Origin of the sequence: Ruegeria profundi (assembly GCF_020171505.1) — a bacterium.
Taxonomy (GTDB): domain Bacteria; phylum Pseudomonadota; class Alphaproteobacteria; order Rhodobacterales; family Rhodobacteraceae; genus Ruegeria; species Ruegeria profundi.
Genome location: NZ_JAIUZS010000003.1, coordinates 212,156 through 234,668, shown reverse-complemented (window position 1 = coordinate 234,668; position 22,513 = coordinate 212,156). Strand labels below are relative to the sequence as shown.

Annotated in this window: 12 protein-coding genes; 10 read left to right on the top strand and 2 right to left on the bottom strand. The window is 56.0% G+C overall.

The annotated features are described in order from the left end of the window. The first annotated feature begins 18 nt into the window (after window positions 1-18). From LCM21_RS07260 to LCM21_RS07240, 5 genes are all read left to right on the top strand, one after another. Window positions 19-3,558: an ATP-binding protein gene (locus LCM21_RS07260; protein WP_224890001.1), complete on the top strand. Its 3,540-nt coding sequence runs from the start codon at window positions 19-21 to the stop codon at window positions 3,556-3,558. Window positions 3,559-3,588: 30 nt separating this feature from the next. Beyond that, window positions 3,589-3,846: a DUF4242 domain-containing protein gene (locus LCM21_RS07255; RefSeq protein ID WP_224890000.1), complete on the top strand. Its 258-nt coding sequence runs from the start codon at window positions 3,589-3,591 to the stop codon at window positions 3,844-3,846. 107 nt (window positions 3,847-3,953) lie between these two features. Then, complete coding sequence (locus LCM21_RS07250) at window positions 3,954-5,369, top strand: FAD-binding oxidoreductase (protein ID WP_224889999.1); 1,416 nt, start codon at window positions 3,954-3,956, stop codon at window positions 5,367-5,369. Window positions 5,370-5,683: 314 nt separating this feature from the next. Beyond that, window positions 5,684-7,414 carry a type I secretion system permease/ATPase gene (locus tag LCM21_RS07245; protein ID WP_224889998.1) on the top strand — a complete coding sequence of 577 codons (1,731 nt, stop codon included), beginning with the start codon at window positions 5,684-5,686 and terminating at the stop codon, window positions 7,412-7,414. After that, window positions 7,404-8,720 (top strand): HlyD family type I secretion periplasmic adaptor subunit, encoded by a 1,317-nt coding sequence (locus LCM21_RS07240; RefSeq protein ID WP_224889997.1) that lies wholly within the window; start codon window positions 7,404-7,406, stop codon window positions 8,718-8,720. Before LCM21_RS07245 ends, LCM21_RS07240 begins: the two co-directional genes overlap by 11 nt. Before the next feature lie 14 nt (window positions 8,721-8,734). Here LCM21_RS07240 and LCM21_RS07235 read toward each other — a convergent pair whose 3' ends face one another. Next, window positions 8,735-10,774: a dockerin type I domain-containing protein gene (locus LCM21_RS07235; RefSeq protein WP_224889996.1), complete on the bottom strand. Its 2,040-nt coding sequence runs from the start codon at window positions 10,772-10,774 to the stop codon at window positions 8,735-8,737. A gap of 208 nt (window positions 10,775-10,982) precedes the next feature. On the opposite strand from LCM21_RS07235, the gene LCM21_RS07230 reads away from it, so the two are divergent. The 5 genes from LCM21_RS07230 to LCM21_RS07210 all read left to right on the top strand — a co-directional run bounded on the left by LCM21_RS07230 (window position 10,983) and on the right by LCM21_RS07210 (window position 20,484). Then, entirely contained in the window at window positions 10,983-14,813 is a 3,831-nt protein-coding gene (locus tag LCM21_RS07230) for an Ig-like domain-containing protein (protein WP_224889995.1), read from the top strand. Between the two features lie 48 nt (window positions 14,814-14,861). Continuing rightward, entirely contained in the window at window positions 14,862-15,692 is an 831-nt protein-coding gene (locus LCM21_RS07225) for a SapC family protein (RefSeq protein WP_319003906.1), read from the top strand. Between the two features lie 106 nt (window positions 15,693-15,798). Further along, window positions 15,799-17,046 (top strand): TolC family protein, encoded by a 1,248-nt coding sequence (locus tag LCM21_RS07220; RefSeq protein ID WP_224889993.1) that lies wholly within the window; start codon window positions 15,799-15,801, stop codon window positions 17,044-17,046. Beyond that, window positions 17,043-19,190: a type I secretion system permease/ATPase gene (locus LCM21_RS07215; RefSeq protein WP_224889992.1), complete on the top strand. Its 2,148-nt coding sequence runs from the start codon at window positions 17,043-17,045 to the stop codon at window positions 19,188-19,190. Before LCM21_RS07220 ends, LCM21_RS07215 begins: the two co-directional genes overlap by 4 nt. Next, window positions 19,174-20,484, top strand: a complete 1,311-nt coding sequence (locus LCM21_RS07210; RefSeq protein ID WP_224889991.1) for an HlyD family type I secretion periplasmic adaptor subunit — start codon at window positions 19,174-19,176, stop codon at window positions 20,482-20,484. The genes LCM21_RS07215 and LCM21_RS07210 overlap by 17 nt, the downstream gene beginning before the upstream one ends. Window positions 20,485-20,553: 69 nt before the next feature. Here LCM21_RS07210 and LCM21_RS07205 read toward each other — a convergent pair whose 3' ends face one another. Further along, window positions 20,554-22,320 (bottom strand): ABC transporter ATP-binding protein, encoded by a 1,767-nt coding sequence (locus tag LCM21_RS07205; protein ID WP_224889990.1) that lies wholly within the window; start codon window positions 22,318-22,320, stop codon window positions 20,554-20,556. Window positions 22,321-22,513 lie beyond the last annotated feature (193 nt).

Genomic DNA, 22,513 nt, shown 5'->3' with positions numbered 1-22,513 from the left:
CCTTCGCATGATCCCTTTATGGGTTCTAACGTAGAAGACTGGCTGAAAGAACACGGGTTGGAGCAATATGCGGACGCATTTGCCCGCAACGATATCGACGCGCGTGTGCTGCCCCTTCTGACCAATGATGACCTGCGTGAAATCGGTGTATCGCTGGGACACCGAAAAATCCTATTGGCCGCGTTGCAGGGTTTTGATGTCGATACGCCCTCGCCTACCGAGCCTGACAATACGTCCGGACGCCCAGAGACGCAGCACTCCTCGGTTGCGGAACGTCGCCATCTGACCGTTCTGTTCGCGGATCTGGTGGGGTCGACCGAATTGACGAACCGACTTGACGCTGAAGACATGCGTGTTCTCTTACAGAGTTATCAAGATGCAGTGGCCGGCGCGGTTACGAGATACGGCGGCTACGTCGCAAAATACCTGGGCGACGGATTATTGGTTTTCTTCGGCTGGCCCCGGGCCTACGAAGATCACGCCATTCGCGCCGTAAAGGCGGCGCTGGATGCGGTAGAGCGGGTAAAGGCCTTGCATACCCCTGATGGCGAACCTCTTTCTGCGCGGGTCGGCATTGCCAGCGGCGATGTTGTCGTAGGGGATACGATCGGTGAGAACACCTATGAAGAAGGCGCAATGACAGGGCCAATTCTGAACCTGGCGGCCCGGATACAAGAAAAAGCGGCGCCAAACACGATTGTTGTTCCGAAAGAAGAAACCGAAGCTGCACTGCACAGCATTTTCAAGTTCTCATCCTTGGGAAGCGTTTCGCTGAAAGGGTTCGACAGCCCCCGTACCCTGTTGAAGGTTGTGGCAGAGCGGAGCGCGGAAAGCCGCTTTCGCGCCGTACATCATGATGATGCCAGCAGCACTCTGATCGGGCGGGACTCTGAAAAGGGCATTCTGCACCAGATCTGGCAACGCGCAAAGGGTGGGTTTGGTGAAGTTGTATTGCTTGCGGGCGAGGCCGGCATCGGCAAGTCACGTCTGACCGAAGAGTTTTTGACGGAACCCGAAATCGAGGCTGAGGCAGACATCATACGGCTGAATTGTTCGCCTTACATGACCAGCAGCCCGTTTCATCCGGTCGCGGAGCGTATTTCGCAGGATGCCGGTGTTGGCCCGGACTACGAGGATGATCAGGTTCTGGACCATGTTCGCGCCATGTTGGAAACCCGACCGGGGATCGAGCTGGAGAATGTGCTGCCAGTGTTTGCAGCACTGGTCGCCCCCGGCAGTGAGTTGGCGCAAGAAGTGCTAAGCCTGTCGCCACAGGAACAGCGGGACATGACAATTCAGACCCTGATCAACGCGGTCAAAGCGCGCTCGGTCGTTCGTCCAGTTATCCTATGTGTCGAAGATGCCCATTGGATTGACCCTTCAACAAGCGCTTTGCTGCATCGGTTTAAGTCTATTTGTGCCGATTTGCCCCTCATGATGCTGATTACGCATCGCCCGGGATGGGATCTGGAACGCGGCGACGGGGATGCCCACGTACAGACGTTGAATTTGCGCCGGTTTGACACGGGTCATGTTGCCAATTTGATCCGAAATATCTTGGGGAAAGAGCCTGACGACCATCTGGTGGACCTGATTGTCGAAAAGACAGATGGAGTACCCCTGTTCGTCGAAGAGCTGACTCGCGCCGTCATGGCCTCGGACGGCAAAGGACAGATCGCTGTTCCCTCCTCACTTAAAGGGGCGTTGATGGCGCGGCTGGACGCCGTTTCATCCGGAGCTAAACAAGTTGCTTTGACCGGGGCCGTCATCGGCCGTGAGTTTGAACCTGCTTTGCTGCAAGCTGCCATGGGTGCAGATGCGACCACCGTGCACGCCGGGTTGGATGAGCTTTGCAAATCCGGGCTGATTTTCGAAAGCGGACACAACAAGGATCATTTTGTTTTTCGCCACGCCCTGATCCGCGATACCGCCTATCAATCGATGCTCAGCAGCACACGTCGCAGACAGCACGCAGCAGTGGCCAACGCATTGATACACCTGCGCGGGGCCGAGATCGCGCGCCGCCCGGAACTTGTTGCGCATCACCTGACGCAGGCCGAAGATTGGGCAGCCGCCTTTCCACGCTGGCAATCTGCCACCGAAATGGCCTTGGCGCGCTCAGCAAGTCACGAAGCGATGGCGAATGCACAAGAGGCCTTGAACGCGGCACAGAAACTGGGGGGAGAGAATTCGATTGAAACGATCCGCGGGCAAGTTCTGATCGGGCGAAGCCTGGACAGCGTTGGTCGGCTGCAGGAAGGGATCAGTATTCTCAAAAAGGCATCAGATGCTGCCCGTGCGATCAGCAATGTGGAGTTGGCCGCAGATGTCGCCGATTTCTTTGCTGATGCCTGTATGATGTCCGGTCAGCGCCATGGCGAAGCCATAGATCTTTGTCTGGACGCGTTGCAAAACCTGCCCGAACGGGATGAGGTTCGAAAATGCCGGCTTCTAAGTCAACTGGCGCGGGCCTGCATGTTCATAGGTCAGCACGCTGAAGGCGCGCGTTTTGGCCAGCAATCGATGGAACTGGCTGCGCGGCTCGGTGACAACAAGGCCCAGTTTTCTGTCATGATGACGCAATTTGGTGCGCCGTTTATCGCACGTCGCGCACATGAGGCACGCAATTGGCGTGAAAACCTTGAAGCCATGCACGCGGTGGCCGAAAAACTGGGCTCAATCGATCAGGGTCGCGATCGAACGCTCAGCTTGTTTGTTGGTGCAGAAATGGCCGACAGGGCGTTGATGGACAATTCGTTGGACTTGCTGACCGAGATTTCTCAAAAGGACAATCACAGGCATCTCTACTGGGTACAGACCCACGCGCGCGCCATGGTTTCGATCATGGATGGCGAGTTCGAGCAGGCCGAAAAATTCGCAAATGAGGCCGTCCGAATTGGCAGGCAAACGCACGGTAAACATGTCGAGGGTGTTTTTGGGGTTCAGATGTTCACCATCCGCCGCGAACAGAACCGATTGCACGAGGTTGCGCCCGTCATCAAGCAACTTATGTCCGACAGCCCAAGCGATCAGGCCTGGAGACCCGGTTTCGGCCTGATTGCGGCTGAACTTGGCTATAAGGAGCCCGCAGAACGTATTCTGAACGAGATTGCAGAGAATGGTTTCACACTGCCACTTGATGCGATGTATTCGACAACATTGTCTTATCTGGCGGATATCTGCGTTGCTGTTGACAACAAGCCACATGCACAGACATTGCGGGATATGCTGTCGCCGTTCGAGGATATGACGATAACGGCGGGGGCAACGACCGTATGCACAGGTTCGGCCGCACGGCGTTTGGGTAGTCTGTCTGCCGTGTTGGGTGATTGGTCAACTGCCGAACATATGTTCACAAAAGCCATTGAGATCGACACAGCCATGGTCTGCCCGCCCTGGATTGCACACAGCAAAGCGGCCTTTGCGCGGGCTTTAAGACAGCGGGGTCGCAAGCAGGATCATGAGCAAGCGCTGGTTCTGGAAGCCGATGCGTTGGCAACAGCACAGAAATTGGGTATGGTTTCCCTAAGATCAAAACTAGAAGGACCGGTGAGTTAAAACCCTGTCTGCATGCTCTGGGGGGTGCATATGCCTAGGTATATCATAGAACGGAATTTCGCCGAACAGCTTGATATCAGCGACGACGACAAGATTCACATCAAAGAAATAAACGATGACACTGGCGTTGAATGGATCTTCTCATTTCTCAGCGCCGATAAACGCAAGACTTATTGCCTCTATGAAGCGCCCGATGAAGAAAGCCTGCGCCGGGCGGCTGAGCGGCTTAATATACCCGCGGACGTCATCACACCCGTGGATCAGGTCGACCCAGGTATCTTTGCCTGACACGGTCACTGCGCGGTATCACCGGAAACAGGTGAGCGCTAAGCCTATGCAACCGTAGTGAGGCAGTCGGACAAGAAATCTTCCCTATTCACGGAAGGTTTTCATTCATGTTTGATCTAAGAACGTTGGATGGTCACTCGGCCACCGTTAACCAGTCCGCTCTGGACTCGCTGGACGCATCACTCAGGGGATCGGTTTTTTTGCCGGGTAGCCCAGACTATGATGCAGCGCGTGTAACCTGGAACAGTATCGTCGACAGACGCCCTGGTTTTGTTATCCGTGCCCTCGGTGCCAGCGACGTGCAGAAGGCAGTGAATTTCGTGCGTGAGACCGGGCTGATTATGTCTGTTCGGTCCGGTGGCCACCAGATTGCAGGTCACGCTGTTGCCGATGATGCGGTCATGCTTGACCTGTCGCATATGCGGTCGGTTCATGTTGATCCACACACCAGAACGGCACGCGTGGCACCTGGTGCTGTACTGGCCGATGTTGACCGCGAAACACAGGCGCGTGGGTTGGTGGTGCCGGTTGGGATCAATGGCACCACGGGGATCGCTGGCCTGACCCTTGGCGGGGGATTCGGCTGGACGACCCGCAAATTCGGCATGACCATCGACAATTTGATATCCGCCGAAGTGATCACGGCAGACGGATCCATTGTGACTGCGTCAGACAGCAGCCACCCTGATCTGTTTTGGGCCATTCGCGGTGGGGGCGGTAATTTTGGCGTGGTGACCTCGTTCGAGTTTCAATTGCACCCCCTTGGACCCGAGGTCCTATCGGGGCTTGTGGTCCACCCGATTGAGGAAGCGCCCGGCCTGCTGGCGGAATACGCCCGTATAGCCGACGCTGCGCCAGATGAACTGACCGTCTGGAGCGTGATGCGAAAAGCCCCTCCTCTCCCCTTTCTGCCCGAAGAATGGCACGGGCGCGAGGTGCTGATTTTTGCGGCGTGCTATGCAGGCCCGATAGCAGATGGTGAAGCGGCCCTTGAAGGATTGCGCAGCCTTGGCGATCCAATTGCGGATGTGATCTCACCCCACGCGTTTGTCGACTGGCAGGCGGCGTTTGACCCGCTGTTGACAGAGGGCGCGCGGAACTATTGGAAAAGCCATGATTTCAGCACCCTGCCCGCCAAAGCGATCTCGGAGCTGCTTGAAGGGATTGCGACCCTGCCTGATCCGGCATCCGAGGTTTTCATCGCTCATGTCGGCGGTGCAATGGCCCGTGTAGCCCCCGATGCAACGGCGTATCCGGAACGATCGGCGCATTTCATCATGAATGTGCACACTCGGTGGGAAGACCCCGCCAAGGACGACGCCTGTATCGCGTGGGCACGCGCACTTTATGACCGTATGACGCCGCATTCAACGGGAAGCGCGTATGTCAATTTCATGCCGGCGGATGAGGCCGACCATATGTCCGGTGCTTATGGCGCTAACGGCAAGAAACTGGCGCAGATCAAGGGGCAATACGATCCGGATAACCTGTTCAGGATTAATCATAATATCCAGCCCGGCTGAACCGTCTGACTGATGCGTCGCCCAAGGTGGTGTTTTCCAGCAACCCACCCCAGCCCGTCAATGGGTCGTTCCGGGTCAAGACGGGTACGGCCCTTATGGGATACTGCTGTCAAACAAGTTAGGAGCCTATATTTTTGAGCGCACTACTGGCGCAGCCGTGCTTTGGTCGTTGACAGCCAGAGGCTTGTAGCTGATCCAATAAATCTTGCATTTTATGAGTATCTCCAAAACTTTAGAATACAGCTAAGTGCAAGGATTCTTGCTGCGCTCAAAATTGGACACCAAAGGCACTTAACGTGACTAACGAAAACCGCATGATGATACCGCGCCGCCACGAGCTACGCGCTGTAGGCAGTAAGGGAATTACGTCTTTGGCGCTGGCGTTTCTGTTCAGCATCTTCGTGAACCTTCTGATGCTGACCGGGCCCTTATTCATGTTGCAGGTCTATGACCGGGTTCTTAGCTCGCGTGCGGTTGAGACGCTGACGGCGCTGTTCTTGCTTGTCGCACTCCTGTACGCCCTTATGGCAATGCTGGATTTTGCCCGCGGCAGAATCGTGGCTCGGTTCGGGGCACGGTTCCAATCGCAACTGGATGAACGTGTGTTCGATGCCACCATGCGACGGTCATTATATCCGCAGGTGCGGTCGGCCCCGGCAACGGCACTTCGGGATCTGGAGTCCATTCAAAACCTGTGTTCCTCGCCCGTTCTGCTTGCCGTGATGGATATCCCATGGACCCCGGTCTTTTTGGCGGCCATATTCCTTTTCCATCCGCTGCTTGGCTGGTTAGCCGTCGCAGGTGGAACTTTGTTGATCCTGATCGCCCTTTTGAACCAGTGGCTGACGCACCGAAAGGTGGCCGAGGCGCAAAAGGCTGCAGCGCAGGCCAATGCATTCTCCGAACATGCAAGGCAAGCAGCCGAAGTGGTCCGGTCTCAAGGCATGCAGGGCGATATTACCCAACGCTGGCAACGTCGGCGCATCAGTGCCTTGCGACAGAGCATTGCCGCCAGCGACTGGACTGGCAGTTTTACCTCTTTGACCAAATCCCTGCGATTGTTCCTGCAATCGGCGATGCTGGCGCTTGGCGCTTGGCTGGTGCTGCGCAATGAACTGACGCCCGGCGCGATGATTGCCGGGTCAATCTTGCTGGGGCGGGCACTGGCACCAGTTGAACAGGTCATCGGGCAATGGGGAATGGTCGAGCGCGCCCGGACAGCCTGGTTCTCACTTAACCGTTTTTTGGATGCGACACCGCCCGAACAGCCGCGCACCAAGCTGCCAGTTCCTGCAGCCAGTTTAACGGCCAAGGGCCTGACGGTTATCCCGCCCGGTGTAGACAAACCGACGTTGCGCAATGTCACGCTGCGCGTTGAACCCGGCAAGGCGCTTGGTGTTATCGGCAAAAGCGGATCGGGTAAATCGACAATGGCCAAGGCTTTGTTAGGTCTGTGGAAGCCAGCGGCAGGAGAAATCCGGTTGGGGGGTGCCACGCTGGATCAATACGACCCCATCGATCTGGGCCAGCATATCGGATACCTGCCGCAAGAGGTCACCCTGTTCAACGGATCGGTGGCTGAAAACATCGCCCGCATGTCGGAAAATCCTGATCCAGAGGCCGTAGTTGCTGCGGCCAAGAAAGCAAACGCACACGAGTTGATCCTGTCCCTTAGCAAAGGCTATGACACGTTTTTGGAGGGCAATGACAGCCAGCTTTCGGGGGGTCAGAAACAGCGCATCGCGCTGGCCCGGGCCTTATACGGGGACCCGGTTCTGCTGATCCTTGACGAGCCGAACTCAGCCCTTGATGCCGATGGGACCGAGGCCTTGAACGCCGCGATACGTGACCTGAAATCCGCCGGTAAATCTGCTATCATTATGACCCATCGACCTCAGGCGATCTCGGAATGCGACAACCTTGCAGTTGTCGAAAACGGGCAAGTCGTGAAATCCGGCAGCCGGGATGAAGTATTAGCCGCCATGGTACAAAACGCCGGTGCCATAAAACGAGGCTTCAGCCAGGTGAACAAAAATGCAGGATAGTGCGGCGTTAGATACACGACCGGTTTGGCGCATTACGGTCCCAGCCATTATAGGATTTGTGGCGCTGGTGATCTTGGTCGGTGGGTTGGGCATCTGGGCTGTGCAGACCCGGTTGGCCGGTGCGATCATCTCGCAAGGCGTCATCGAGGTTCAGAGCAACCGGCAGGTGGTTGAACACCCTGACGGCGGCGTTGTTGGTGAAATCTATGTGCGCGACGGGGATGTGGTTTCCGAAGGCGATTTGCTGGTGCGCCTGGACGATACGTTTTTGTCGTCGGAAAAAACCATCGTTGAAACACAGTTGTTCGAGTTACTAGCCCGCAGGGCCCGATTGGAGGCGGAGCGCGATGGCGTCGACCCCAAGGCATTGGCGGCTCGTCTGGCAGAAATTCAGCAGCAGGAAAACGTGGACCCTGACCTGATTGCAGGCCAACAACGTCTGTTCGAAGCCCGGTTGGACACTTTGAACCAGCAAACGGAACAGCTTGGCAAGCAATTGATTCAAATTGAAAGTGAGATTGAGGGTACCGAGGCGCAACTTGTCTCGCTTCGCCGTCAAGTTGACCTGATCCAGAACGAACTCAAAGACCAACAAAGCCTGTTTGACCGAGGCTTGACCCCAGCCAGCCGCGTATCGGCCCTGCAGCGGGAAGAAGCCAGCCTCACAGGTGAAATCGGGCGCCTTGAAGCTGCAGTTGCGCGTTTGGCGGGCCAGATTGCGGCGACCGAGATCGAGATTGTCGAGTTGACAGCCACCCGTCGCGAGCAGGCCATCACCGCGTTGAGGGACGTTCAGACACAAATCTCGGAACTGGCTGAACGTCGCTTGTCCCTGGACGTGCGGCTGTCGCGGCTGGATATTCGCGCGCCGGTCTCGGGCACGGTCTATGGCAGCCAGGTTTTTGCGCTGCAATCCGTAATTCAGCCTGCCGAGCCAATGATGTATGTCGTACCGCAGGACACCCCTTTGCTGGTTGCCGCGCGCGTGGATGCAATCCATGTGGATCAGTTGCACATAGGTCAGCCCGTTTCCCTGCGCTTTCCTGCTTTTAATCAACGGGAAACGCCCGAGATTGATGGCCGCGTCGTCACTGTCTCGGCAGACACTTTTACCGATGAAATCTCGGGGCAGACCTATTATCGTGCCGAGGTCGCGCCCGAGGAAAATCAGATTGATCGCCTGAAAGGCCAGGCCTTGCTGCCGGGCATGCCAGTTGAGACCATGATCAAGACAGACGAAAGAACACCGTTGTCCTATCTGGTCAAACCGATGACTGATTACTTCAATCGGGCCTTCCGCGAGTAGTCTTGATCGCGGTTTCACCCGGGTTCCAGGTTCCCGAGTAGGATTGAGGTCATGTCCGTGGTCAGGATATTGTCCATAACGGTGACATCAGTTCCGGTTTCATAGCGCACGTTTCTTGCGGTTATGCCTGACAGATCTGCATCATCGTCGAGAAACACCCATTTCGCATCATATGCAGTGGGAAGTTGAACTACGGTCTGCAGAATCACCAAAGCATCAAGGGCTGTGACTCTTCCGTCCTGCGTAATGTCTGCTGCAATCAGATTTTCGGGCGTCGCTGGCCCCCAAGTCGGATCCAGTCCGACCGAGATTCGCAGAACCTGCAGAGCATCCAACGCTGTGATTTTCGAACTGGCTGTTGAGTAGGTTTTGACGATATCCAACTCGCCCTCGAATGTCCCTGAGGGCAGGCCAAGATCAAACCGGCCATCTTCGTCAGCTCGAACGCTGATCGTGCCGCCACCATCTGGGGTAAACCTGATCTCAGCGTCTGACAACCCGGTGTTTCCGGTCTCAGAGTTGATTGATACGTCGCCGAGCACCCCGTTCGAACTGCCAGGGTCCAACCCGCCAAAATCCCCGAAGTCGACAGGGACGTGATCCGGCCCTCCGAACCCGGCACCAAACACTTCGGCACTGGTCAACGGGCGGCCAGATGATGAATTGAGTATGATAACGTCGTCGAAAAACTCGATCCGCGCACCCTTGGCCGTGGCCGTGAATGACAATTGACCCGGTGTGCGCAGCAGCGGATAGTCGAACAAATCCAACCGATCAATGCCAGCTTCAAACCCGTTGATCGTTGTTGGATCGCTTCCATATTTCATTACGAAAATGTCTGCGCCAGCACCCCCGTTCATGGTGGTTGCACCAATGCCAGCGATCAGAATGTCATCTCCTGCGCCGCCAAAAAGGGTGGTGTCGAGGAAACTGCCGCTTAGCATATCGTTCTGCGCCGTTCCGGTTATCGTACCAAACCCTTCGCGGACGATACCAAGGTCTGCGATTGAAACACTAAGCTGCGTCAACCCTGCATCTTGCTGAGAGCTTGCAAGAATTTGCAGCTCGTTCCCAACTCGGGCGACGCTCAGCGTTTCGACATTTTGCAGTCCGCTATGCACCGTGTCTTCGAAACTGTGCAAATGTACAAGCTGGCCAGCAGGCGTCATTGTAAACAGGGATACGCCGTCATCTCCGCCACCGGCGAAAACAAACACATGCCCGTCTACTTCGACGACCGCAAGGTCCTGCACCGACTCAAAACGTGTATGCAGCGAGTCCAGTACGTGGTCCGTGGGAATCAGACGCCCGTCACTGCGAAGCTCCATTACGCTAAGCGAGTTGCTACCCGCCCCCGCCACCACGACCCATGACCGGTCATAGGCCTGAACCACTTCGACCGCTGTGGGCGTTGCAATCCCCAAGGTCGAGAGGGCATCGCTATTGTCCACCACTGTCATGGCCCCGGTCGTCTGATCAACACTGAACGTATTGATCACGTTACTAACGCCATCTGCGGCGACCACAAAGTGATCCGCCCCTGCCCCAAGCACCTGCACTGAATCCGCCATTGCCGTTACAGATGCTGCCAGGGTCAAACTGCCGTCGGCGCCAATTGTATATGTTGCGACCTGCCCTGTTTTCTCATGTGCAACGGTCAGCACGTCTCCGAACTGAGCAACCGCCGCGATATCCCCACCGCCGGGCAACGAAGCAATTTCTGACAAGTCACCCAAAGTTCCGTCAGGGTTCATTTCATACCCGACCAACCCGGTCGCCAAGCGTATATCCAGTGCAAGCAGATCACGCCCCGCCAATGAGACAGGCACACCAATGTCACCAACCTGAAACGTGATCGTACCGCTGAAAAACTCGGTATCCTGCAGCTGCGGCAGAGCACCTTCGACCAACTTCCAAACCGCAACACCGCCCCCTGGGCCGGTCACCCCATACAGGTAAGTTTCGCCATTAAACGTTTTTAAAGCCGTATCACCGATACCTGAATCGAGCGCTGCGCTCCCCGTTGCAACCACACCTTCGAACTGAAGCATCATGTCCAATTTCTCCACACCACACCTGACACCGACTCAAGGATGATCTGATGCGCAGCGCGAAACCAAAGCTGGATTGTGGAAAAAACGAGAAGTTCGGCTTCAGTTTGTTTCAATTTTTCTACTCCGACCGCATGAGCCTGCAAAGGCAAGGACAGATGAAGAATCCAGACTCCATCCGGCAAATGCGGACGCCACACGTGAGGGCAAGATGACCAAAGCACCTGAAACCCAGATCACCCCGAATGACGTTCAGCCTGATTTCGAGCGTAAGCAAAAAATCCGTCAGTGGATCGACGGCAAGATGCGTCGATGGGCCGGGCGCAGCATTGCAGGTGGGCTTGGCTCGACGATTCTGGCGCTACCGGCATTGGCACAGGCCACGATTGAGGAGCTGTATGCATTTCAATTCGCAGAGACCATTCCAGGCGTGCGATCGGTCAAGCTGTTGGACAACGGAGATGTCGTTTTGAAATTGGCGGACGGACGCAAGATGGTCGTTGCGGCCGAAAATGTGCAAGTGCTGGACAGCGGCGCAATCATGATTGCCGAAGGGGCAGTCTCCGAGATTGCGCAGTTGAGCCTGGCGGAAGCTGGTGGCGCAGCCGCTGCTGCCGCCGGGGGCGTCAGTGCTGCAACGGTGGCTCTGGGTGGTCTTGGCCTTGCCGGAGCCGCAGCTGCTGCCGCAGGTGGCGGTGGCGGTGGCGGAGGCGGCGATGACACAACAGTCACCGCACCGACCTATCCGGTTCTCAACCTTGCAGGCGCGCAAGGCAGTACTCTAAGCAGCGCGAGTACGAGCTTGGTTGCGCCAACCGATACCGACACTGTCGAGATCACCATCGGCACAATCACCAAGACTGTGACACCCGACAGTGACGGCATGTGGACCATTTCGCTGAGCCCATCCGAAGCTGCCAGCCTGCCGCAAGGCGTTCAGTCCGTGACGGTTCGCAATCTCGACTCCGAAGGCATGGAACTGGCGACCGAGATGTTTACATTCGACGTCGATACAATTCCTCCGACCCTGACCATCACAGGGTTTTCCGACGGGCCGGTGGTGAACGCCTCAGAGCAGTCTACCGACCTAGCGGTAACCGGTACAACAGATGCCGAAGACGGACAGAACGTTACGGTTACGATCAATGGGCAGACCTATTCGGCCACCGTTTCCGGAGGAGCGTGGAGCGTGACCGTTCCCGCCGCCGATCTGGCTAGCCTGTCAGACGGCGCAACCGTTGCTGTCACTGCTGACGTCGAGGATCAAGCCGGCAACTCCGCAATGCAGGCCAATGGCAGCTTTGATACAGATTTCACAGCCCCCACCATCTCACTCGACCCGGTTGCGGGCGGGTCCATTGAACTAATCGACGTTGGCAGCGATCTAATCCTTACCGGATCGACCAATGCGGTTGACGGTCAGCCGGTGACGGTTGTCTTCGACGGGCAAAGTTATTCCGCAATGGCATCTGGCGGTGCCTGGAGCGTAACAATCCCAACCGCCGATCTTGGAGGTTTGTCAACCGGTGTCCCTGCGGCGATCAGTGTTTCGGTAAGCGATGCGGCCGGGAACATATCAGTTCCTGTTTCAGCCTCGGTGCCGGTGGACCTGACGGGACCGTCCGTCGCGATCTCCCCCCTTTCTGTCGGCGAAGTTCTGAATGCTGTCGAGATTGGATCGGATCTGACAATCTCAGGAACCACCGACAAAGTAGGAGACGGACAGCAAGTTACTGTCACCCTGAACGGTCAAACCTATACCGGCTCAGTCACAAGCGGCAGCTGGAGCGTGATTGTACCCGCTGCGGACCTAGGGGCGCTTGCGGACGGTGGAAGCTTTTCCATCACCGCGGACGTCTCAGACGCTGACGGGCTAGTGGCACCTCAAGCCAGTGTGCCTCTTTCCAAAGATGCCACCGCTCCGACCCTGTCGATCGACAGTTTCTCAGGGGGTGCCTTTTTGAACGCGACTGAGCAGGGTACCGATCTCACCATCACAGGGTCTACCACTGCAGAAAACCGTCAGACAGTGACCATTTCGATGAACGGTAGCACCTATACAGCCACGGTGTCCGGCGGGGCTTGGTCAGTCACCGTACCTGCGGCTGACCTGGCTGCTTTGTCCGATGGGGCGACTGTGTCAGTTACCGCAGACGTGTCAGATGCGGCAGGGAATCCTGCGGTTCAGGCCACAGGCGACTTTGACACTGATTTCACCGCACCGTCGATTAGCATCACAAGCGTGCCGGATGGCGCTGTCATGAATGCTGCGCAACAAGGGACAGACCTGATTGTCACTGGTCTTTCCGATGCCCCGGATGGCACTGTCATCACATTCGAAATCACCCGACCCGACGGGACAGTTGACGTCAGCGGCACCGCAACAGTTAGCAGCGGCGGCTGGGCCTATACCGCCTCGGCCGCAGATCTGAGCGCTTTGCAGGATGGCGTTGCTTATGAAGTCGCGGCTTCGGTGTCTGATGCAGCAGGCAACAGCGCGGTCGGTACTGCGAGTTTCAGCACGGATTTTTCCGCGCCAACCGTTACGATCGATCCCCTACCCGTTGGATCAGAACTGGACTTGGTTGAGCAAGCAAGTGACCTCGTGATCACGGGGACAACCAGCGCGGAAGACGGGCAAACTGTTACTGTTACTTTGAACGGTCAAAGCTATACCGGAACCGCTTCCGGCGGAGTCTGGTCCACAACTGTGCCATCAGCTGATTTGACCACGCTCTCAAACGGTACAAGCTATCCGATCTCGGCCAACGTGTCTGATCTCGCAGGGAATCCGGCGATACTGGCCGCGACCGCGTTCACCACGGATTTTCGCCCGATCTTGACGATCAACGCTGTTGGAACGAACAATGCGGTTTCGCTGACCGACGCACAGGCCTCGGGTGTTATGGTTTCCGGTACCTCGCTTGGGCTAAGTGCAGGTCAGATAGTGGATGTTACGCTGAACGGAAATTCGGTCGGCCCCGCGACTGTTGGCGCCGATGGAACCTGGTCTCTGGCGGTCCCGGACACGGAGTTTACCAACATCAATGCTGGCGATGATTTGAACTTCACCGCGAACGCCGCGGTGTCCGGTGGCCCGGATCCATTGCCTGCGTCAGATCAAAATACGGCGCATGAATCGGCGGCCTATGTGATTGCCCAGACAGGGATGAGCGGAAACACCCTGACATTCGCAATCTACGCCGATGCTGACCGTGATATATCAACCGGCTTAGACTTTTCGGTTGACCTCGGCTTTGACCCATCCGTTGTGACCTTTAACACCGGATCGGACACAGGCAATGCGTCGTTCGACTTGTTTACATCCAACCCTATTTGTGGCTCGATGATCAGCTTCGGTGCCGCTGCAACGACTTTCACAGACCTCAGTCAGCCTCTGGTGACGTTCGACATGACCGTAGTCGACCCCAGTCAGCCTATTGTGCTGTCGATCACCACCCCCGAAGGCGGGCCATCCGTCTTCCAGATCGGTACAAATGGGGACGATACGTTGGTTGCAACCGCCGTCGACAACGTCATTCGCGGACAAGACGGGGATGATATGATTGACCTCTCGGAAGTCGGGCGCGACCTTGTTGTGTTCGAAGCTGATCCGGCTGCAAACGGTGTTGATACCATCACGGGATTCACAATCGGCAACGCAAGCGATGTGACTGATGGGCTGATGTTTAGTGGGCTGAACGCAGAGGACCTGCGTGGTAACGGAACCGGATTTGAAAGCCTGGCCGATGGAGACGCAGTTGGTGCGGATACCGGATTTGTTGGCCTGACAACGGTCCTGAGCGATCTGTCCGAAAACACGATCGAAACCGCCGTTGAAAACTTCGCTGGAATTCAGGCCGGTGATGAGCTTTTTGTGATGGCTACAGACGGGTCGGACAGTGCCCTGTTCAAGGTCGATTACACTACCGCGGATTCTGCGTCGGTCGAAACGAATGCACATTTCAGCGGGCTTGATGACCTGAATGGTCTAAGTGCGGACAACATCCTTCATACAGACCCCACCGGCGCAACTTCTTAACCATTTCAATCGGCTGCCGTTCAACCTGAACGGCAGCCAATCATTTTTATGGGGAACAACATGGCGCAGAATGGCCACGTTCCAGTTACTTTCACCCGACATGGGCTTATGTACTGGAGACGTTTCACCTCTTACGAATTCGCGATGGACCGCACTGATTGCGCAATTGTCCTTCAAGAAGTCTTGCAGGCAGCGTCGGCTTTTCCAATTTTTTTTAAAAAAGACCAAGCGGGTTTCGAGCCGCACGTTATATTGTCGTTCTTGGCGAACATGCCCACCCCTTTCGTATCCCGAGATGGACGATGGATGGCAGCCTATGTTCCATCAGACTTGCGCTGCTATCCATTTCGGGCTGAACCGGTTGGGCGAGATTCGTCAGACAGTAAATCGATGTTTAGGTTATGTGTAGATGAAGCATCAGGCCTAGTCAGCAACGATCCAAACGACGAAACGTTCTTTGACAAGACCGGTGCCTTGTCACCCGCCCTACAAGAAGTACAAGCCTTTTTGGGTGCTCGCGCAGCTGCGCGAGAGGCAACCCAAGCCCTTTGTCAAATGGTGGACAAGCTTGGGCTGTTTGAACCACTTGCTGCATATGACGGGATCGACTTAGCCCCCGGAACGTTTGCAGTGTCGGCGCAGCGACTAAGCACTTTGAAACAAGCTGAAAAACTTAGGCTGGTCGAGTCTGGCGCGTTGCAATTGATCCACGCGCATCAGGTTTCCCTTGCGCATTGCAGGTGGATAGCACAGGCGCAGCAACAACTAAGGCAGGAAAAATCGCAGGGCAAATATACTAAAAATTTAGAAATTTCCAGTTTCCTTCACGCCATGGCCAACGCGCCGACTGACGATTTTCTCGGAACCAATGGGGTGTGAAGCACCGATGCTAATAAGCAACCGCAATGCTAGTTTTGCACTCTTTATCGGCTTCGCCACTCTGTGTTCGGCGTGCACATCCACGCCGGACCCGACCGGGGTTGAAATGTCACTGTCCCGTGGATCTGTCGGCGTTGGGGCAAGCGTTCCGTCGCCTCAGCTTGCGCAAAGCGCATTTGGGCAGCTTGTTCGGGCCGCTGTTGAGTCGAGTCCCGAATTGGCACAGAGGGCCACGCGACTTGAGGTAGCTGCAGCCAATGAAGACGCCGCCAAAGGCGCTTTCCTGCCGCAATTTTCCGTAGGCGTAAATGCCAGGTCCGAGCGAATCGACACAAACACAGCCGACGTTACTCCGTACCTGCGTATTTCGCAGCTTGTCTATGACGGCGGTGCTGCATCGAATGATCTGGCTGCGGCGAAAGCAGGTGTTCTGAAAAGCCGTGGCGATCAATTGCAAACCGCTGCAGCACTCGCGCTTTCGGCGATCGAAGCGTATGTCTTGGTTCTGGACAGGCGAAAAATCTTGGAAAGATCTGCCCGAAATGTCACGGTCCACGAAGAGTTAGAGCAGCAGATTACGGAGCGGACAGAACAGGGTGTTGGGTCCAGCGCAGATGTTCTGACAGCCCGTTCGCGTATGGCTGACGCACGGACAAGGCTGGCAGATGCCCAATCGCGTCTGGATCGCGCGGATGCCCAGTTTCGTGAGCTTTTTGGCTCCACCCCGACAACGCTACCGCCGCCTGTCGCCGCACCCACATTGCTCAGAACCGATGCGCAGATAGTCTTAGACAGCCCGCAGGTTCGCCGGGCAGACGCGGCGTTGCTATCTGCGAAGGCGGCGCAAGCGGCTGCCCTTGCGCGACGCCAACCTGAGGTTCAGCTGGCAGCCTTTGCCGATATGGACAACAGCAGTGATGCAAATTTCGGTGTCGATCTATCGCTTAACTACGAAATCGACAGCACAGGCCAGCGTCGCGCCACCATCGCTGCCGCCGAAGCGCAGGTCAAAGAGGCTGAATTCGCCCGTGACTCGGTCATTCGGAGTATCCGCCGCGAACTCGAACTCGTTCGGTCAGATCAACAGGCAGGCGCGGTTCGTTTGCAGACCGCTCGGGTTGCGGTTCAAGCCAACGCCGACAGTGTGGCTGCGGTGCGGGCTCAATTCACAATTGGACGGCGTAGCCTAATCGAAATCCTTGATGCCCAAAAAGACTACGTAAACGCGCAGGAAAGACTGATCCTGGCCGAGCAGAGCTTTTTTCTTACCAATTACGCTGCGCTTAGCCTGACGGGCGATATTCTGGATTTGCTGGGCATTTCAACAATCGAATGGCGTGAGGACGGCCCATGACAAAGCCAGCAACCATTTCGCACGGCGCTGAGCTTTCGCCTCTTGAAGCCTGCCTTTTACACGTCGCGGCCCAACTTGACCGCCCGATAACACTTGCAACTTTGTATGCCGCGCAATCTGGACCGACAGGAGAGCTTACCCTTCGCGACGCCATCGAGGTATCTCAGAGAGCGGGTTTGCAGGCCGGATATGGCAAACGCAAGTTGGGGGACTTTGATGCAAACTTGGCACCTGCGTTATTGGTTTTGGAAGATGAAAAGGCCATTGTCTACCATGGCCGCACAAAAGATGGGTACCTCTTAGTATTTGATCCGGCTCTTGGTGATGGAATCGGTGAAGTTTCGGAAGACACGCTGAGGCAAATATACACCGGATATGCCATATTGTTTCGTCGCAATCACCAAGAAGACGTGGCAACTGGCGACGCCCCTGTTTCTGGCCACTGGTTTTGGTCGGCAATGGCAGCGAACCGATGGTCCTATACACAGGTGGGCCTTGCCGCAGCGCTTGCCAACTTGCTGGGCCTGTCGACCTCGATCTTCATCATGGTTGTTTATGACCGTGTGTTGCCAAACGAGGCCACCGAGTCCCTTATCGCTCTGACGGCCGGGGTCGGCCTCGCGCTTGGGTTTGATTTCGTTTTAAAACTTTTGCGTGCAGGATTCATTGATCGCGCCGGGCAAAAGGCCGATCTGCTGATGGGACGGCGCGTGTTCGATCAAATTTTGAACATTCGCATGAAATCCCGAACCGGATCCACCGGCGCCATGGCAAGTACCGTTCGTGAGTTCGAAACGCTGCGAGAATTCTTCACTTCGGCAACACTCGTTGCATTAGTTGATCTACCATTCATCGCCCTTTTCGTCTTTGTCATTTACCTGGTTGGCGGACAATTGGCGCTTGTCCCGGCGCTCGCTGTTCCGTTTGTCCTTCTGACCGGTGTCGCAATACAGCCCCTGTTGTCGCGCCTAGCAGAAAAGAGTTTCTCAGACGGTCAATCCAAACAATCCGTCCTTGTAGAGACCGTATCAGGGCTTGAGACTATCAAAACCACCTCAGCCGCCCGGCAAATGAGGACACGCTGGGAAAACGCGATAGAACGCCAATCTTCTCACGGCATTCGCAGCCGGACGGTGACGCAGTTCGCATTGAATTTGACTGGTTTCACCCAACAGGCTGCGCAGGTGCTGATCGTCTTCTTTGGCGTTTTTCTGATAACAGACGGTCAGGCCAGTATGGGGGCATTGGTCGCTTCGGTGATGCTGACGGGGCGCGCCCTGGCCCCATTGGGCCAACTTGCCCAGACGTTGACACGCGTCAATCAGGCGCGAAGTGCCTACCGTAGCCTCAATGCACTGATGCAGGCCGAAAGCGAAAGACCGCCGGGGCGCACCTGGGTCAGTCGGGACGGTTGCGAAGGTCGTATCACCTTTAAGGATGTGCATTTTGCTTACCCGGATCAGCCCCACGACACATTGGCCGGAGTTTCATTCTCGATCGAACCGGGGGAGAAAGTCGCGATCTTGGGACCAATAGGCTCCGGGAAAAGCACTATTGGTCGCCTGTTGCTTGGGCTGTACGAAGCGCGCGCGGGGTCGGTCATGTTGGATGGGGCAGATATACGTCAGATTGATCCCGGCGATTTGCGTAGGAATATTGGATCCGTGCTACAGGATATCTGGCTGTTTTCCGGCACTGTACGCGAAAACATAAACAGCGGTGCTGTCAGAGCGCGTGATCAGGACCTGATCCATGCAGGTAAGGTGGCAGGGGTCGAAGACTTTCTAGCCAATACACCCAGTGGATATGACCAGAAAATAACAGAGCGGGGTGAAGGCCTTTCAGGGGGGCAGCGACAAGCCATTGCATTAGCCAGGGCGTTAGTCGGGCGTCCTCGGGTTTTGCTACTGGATGAACCGACCAGCGCGATGGACGTAAAAACCGAAGCAAACGTGATCCAACGCCTTAAACGCGCGACGCAAGACACAACAATGGTAATAGTGACACACCGCACCACCCTGTTGGAACTGGTCGACCGTGTCATTGTGGTCGAGAACGGGCGCATTAGCGCTGACGGACCGAAAAGCATGCTTGCCCAACATGCCCGCAAATCACGGAGGCACCTGAATGTCGCGGCATCCTGACCTTGCCGCGCTCGCCCGTGAAATGCGCGGTCGCTCACCCATACGTGGATCCTTGCTTTTGTTGGTCATCACTTCTTGCCTGGGCGCACTGGGGCTCTGGGCGCATCTCACCGAGCTGGACGACGTGACCCGCGTTGACGGCCGAATTGTCCCCTCGGCAGACATTCAGGTGATTGAAGCCACTGAACCCGGCGTTCTGCAATCATTGAAGATACGTGAGGGGCAAGTGGTTGAAAAAGGCGCATTGCTGATGGAGTTTGAGACAACCCAAATCGACAGCCAACTGGGCCAGGAGCAGCAGCGCGCATTTGGCTTGATGGCGCGCACTCAACGCTTGCAGGCCGAGATTGATGGTACTGACCTTCAGTTTACGGCGGCCCTGGTCCAAGGCGCTCCTGCGGTCGTGCGATCAGAAACCGCACTCTATCAGGGGCGACAAGCCGAGCTGAGAGCAGAAATCGCCATTCTGCAACGTCAACGGCAGCAAAGACAACAGGAATACGAAGAAGGCCTTGTGGACCGTGTCACCGCTGATCAAACGCTCAGCTTGCTAGCCGAAGAACGCGCTATGATGGAGCCGTTGGTCCAAAAGCGCATGGAGCCAGCCACGACGCTTCTGACCCTTCGCCGTGGTGAGGCCGAATGGGAGGGTCGCCGTACCCGGGCCATCGCCGCAACCAACAGGTTGAAAACCGGGCTTGAGGAAATCGATGATCGCATCCGAGCAACCCGTAGCCGGTTTCGGAGCGCGGCTTTGACCGATCTGGCACTGGCAACCACGGAACTTGCTGCCTTGCAGCCAGCTTTGCCCGCCCTGCGCGATCGGGCTGAACGGGCGCAGATAAGATCTCCGGTCCGCGGCATCGTTAACCGCATTCATCGCAGCACGATCGGGGGGTTGGCACGCAGCGGTGAGGAGTTACTGGAAATTGTTCCTTTGAACGACACTCTGCTTGTCGAAGCCTATGTGCGACCGGATGACATCGCTTTTCTGCATGCCGGACAGTCGGTCAAGGTCAAAATAACCGCTTATGACTTTGCACGTTACGGTGCGTTGGATGGTCAGATCACACGTATCGGCGCCGACACAATCACACGATCCGAGCGCAATGATGAAGAGGTTTTCGTTGTTGAGATTGAGACTAGCAATTCGATGTTGGACGCCGATGGACTGGCCGTAGAAATAATCCCCGGAATGATTGCAGAAGTCGACATCCTGGCAGGCCGGAAAACGGTTATGGACTATCTGCTTCAACCGGTTGTCAAAATCAAAGACAGGGCCCTGCGTGAATAGAGAGAAGCGGTTGGAACCCGTTCTAGCGCGGCAAATGAACGGGGCCTTGTGCTCCGAACGATTGCTCCCCTAAGAGGCTGGTTGCCTGAACTGTTTGTCGAACAATTGCCGGAACACACCATCATTCTCGATCAGGGTGTCCAGATTGCCTTCTTCGATGACGGCACCCTCTTGAATGACAACGATCTTGTCCGCCTCAAGCACCGTCGACAGCCGATGAGCGATAACAATCGTTGTTACATTCTCGGTCAGCTTTTCCAGCGCCGTTTTCACTAGCGTCTCGGATTCCGCATCAAGTGCACTGGTGGCTTCGTCCAGCAACAGGATTTCAGATTTGCGCAAGATCGCGCGGGCAATGGCGAGCCGCTGTTTTTGCCCACCGGACAAAAATGCCCCGTTTTCGCCAACCTGCGTGTCGTAACCATATTCCATCTTACAGATGAATTCGTGCGCATGGGCCGCACGCGCCGCTTCCACCACTTCGTCGTCTGTCGCATCTGGGCGTGCGAACCTCAAGTTCTCCATGATCGAGGCTGAGAACAGGAACGTCTCTTGCCCAACATAGGAAATTTTTTGGCGCAACGACTCAAAAGTTGCGCCTTGCAGATCCTGGCCATCTATTTCGACCGCCCCGCTATCTGGATCGTAAAACCGCATGATCAGGCCAAAGATTGTCGACTTACCGCCACCGGACTGACCGACCAGTGCCGTGGTTTTCCCAGCTTGGAACGTGAGGTTCATATCCGAGATGACGTTAGGTTTTCCCGCATATCCAAAGTTCAGATCCCGAAGGCGGATTTCCCCGGGGCCAGGGGCCAGAGGCTTCGCGTCAGGTCTTTCCCGCATCGGTTCTTCTTCGTCCAGCAATGAGAACATCATGTCGATGGGAACCAAAGTCGTTTCTATGACAACGCGCATCTTGGAAAGACGTTTTGCTGGTTCATACGCCATCAAGAGCGCGGTGATAAAGGACATCAACTGGCCAGCGGTCGTAGGTTCGCTGCCTGCGAAGCCAATTGTGCTGATTATTAGTATGGCGGCAATTGCAAGACCCGCAAGGAACTCCATTAGCGGGCTTGCGATTGACTGGAGTTTCGCAATTGAATTTGCGCGCTTTTCAACTGACCGGACAGCGTTGTTCATACGTCCGGCCATGTGGTCTTCCAAAGAGAAGACCTTGATGATCGTGATGCCCCCAGAGGTTTCTTGCAGGACCTTGTAGATCTCGGACAGTGACTTCATCTCGGACTTCATGATCGACCGAACCTGTTTGAGCAGGAAACGTACGCTGATCAATGCCACTGGGCCTACAATGAAAAACAACACCGAAAGCAGCGGTTGCTGATAGATCATTACAAAAACCAGGCCGATCAATGTCAGCAAATCGCGCACAAAGCTGGTGACGATCACATCGACCAACCGTCGCGCTGCCTGCGCACCTTGGGTGACGCGCATCAATAGGCTGGAGGACTCGTTCTTTGAGAAAAAGCCGACACCGCGTTTGATCAGTTTCGCATACAGGCGTTCCTGCTGAACGGCAATTATCCGGTTGCCGGCCCGTGCCAAGAAAACGGCCTGAACATAGGACGCGGCGGCCTTGCCAAAAAACAAAGCAAGCACGGCTGCGGCAATCAGATAGACTTGACCCCGCATCTCGGGCTCGGTCATCGCGTTGACGATGTTCTCCATCATCCATGCGGTGCCCGCCGTGGTCGCGGCGACCACAACCATGGCCACCATCGCGATCCCGTACAGCCAACCCTGATTGCGGAAGCTTTCCCCCAGCAGGCGTCCAATATGGCCTGATTGCCATTTGGCCCAGGTTTTTTTGATCATTTTATTCTCCAAAACCCTTTGAACGCTTTTTCCCAAGCACAGAAATGGCCTTTTTCCGTTGCCAACCTGCGGCGGATGGACAAGTTGCCGCTTGTTACGCCCCAGCGCGCCAAGAATCCATAGCCCGAACCCAGATAGTCTCTGCGCGGTATCTCCGCAAACATCCGGTATGGGCGGCTTTATCCTGTTTCAC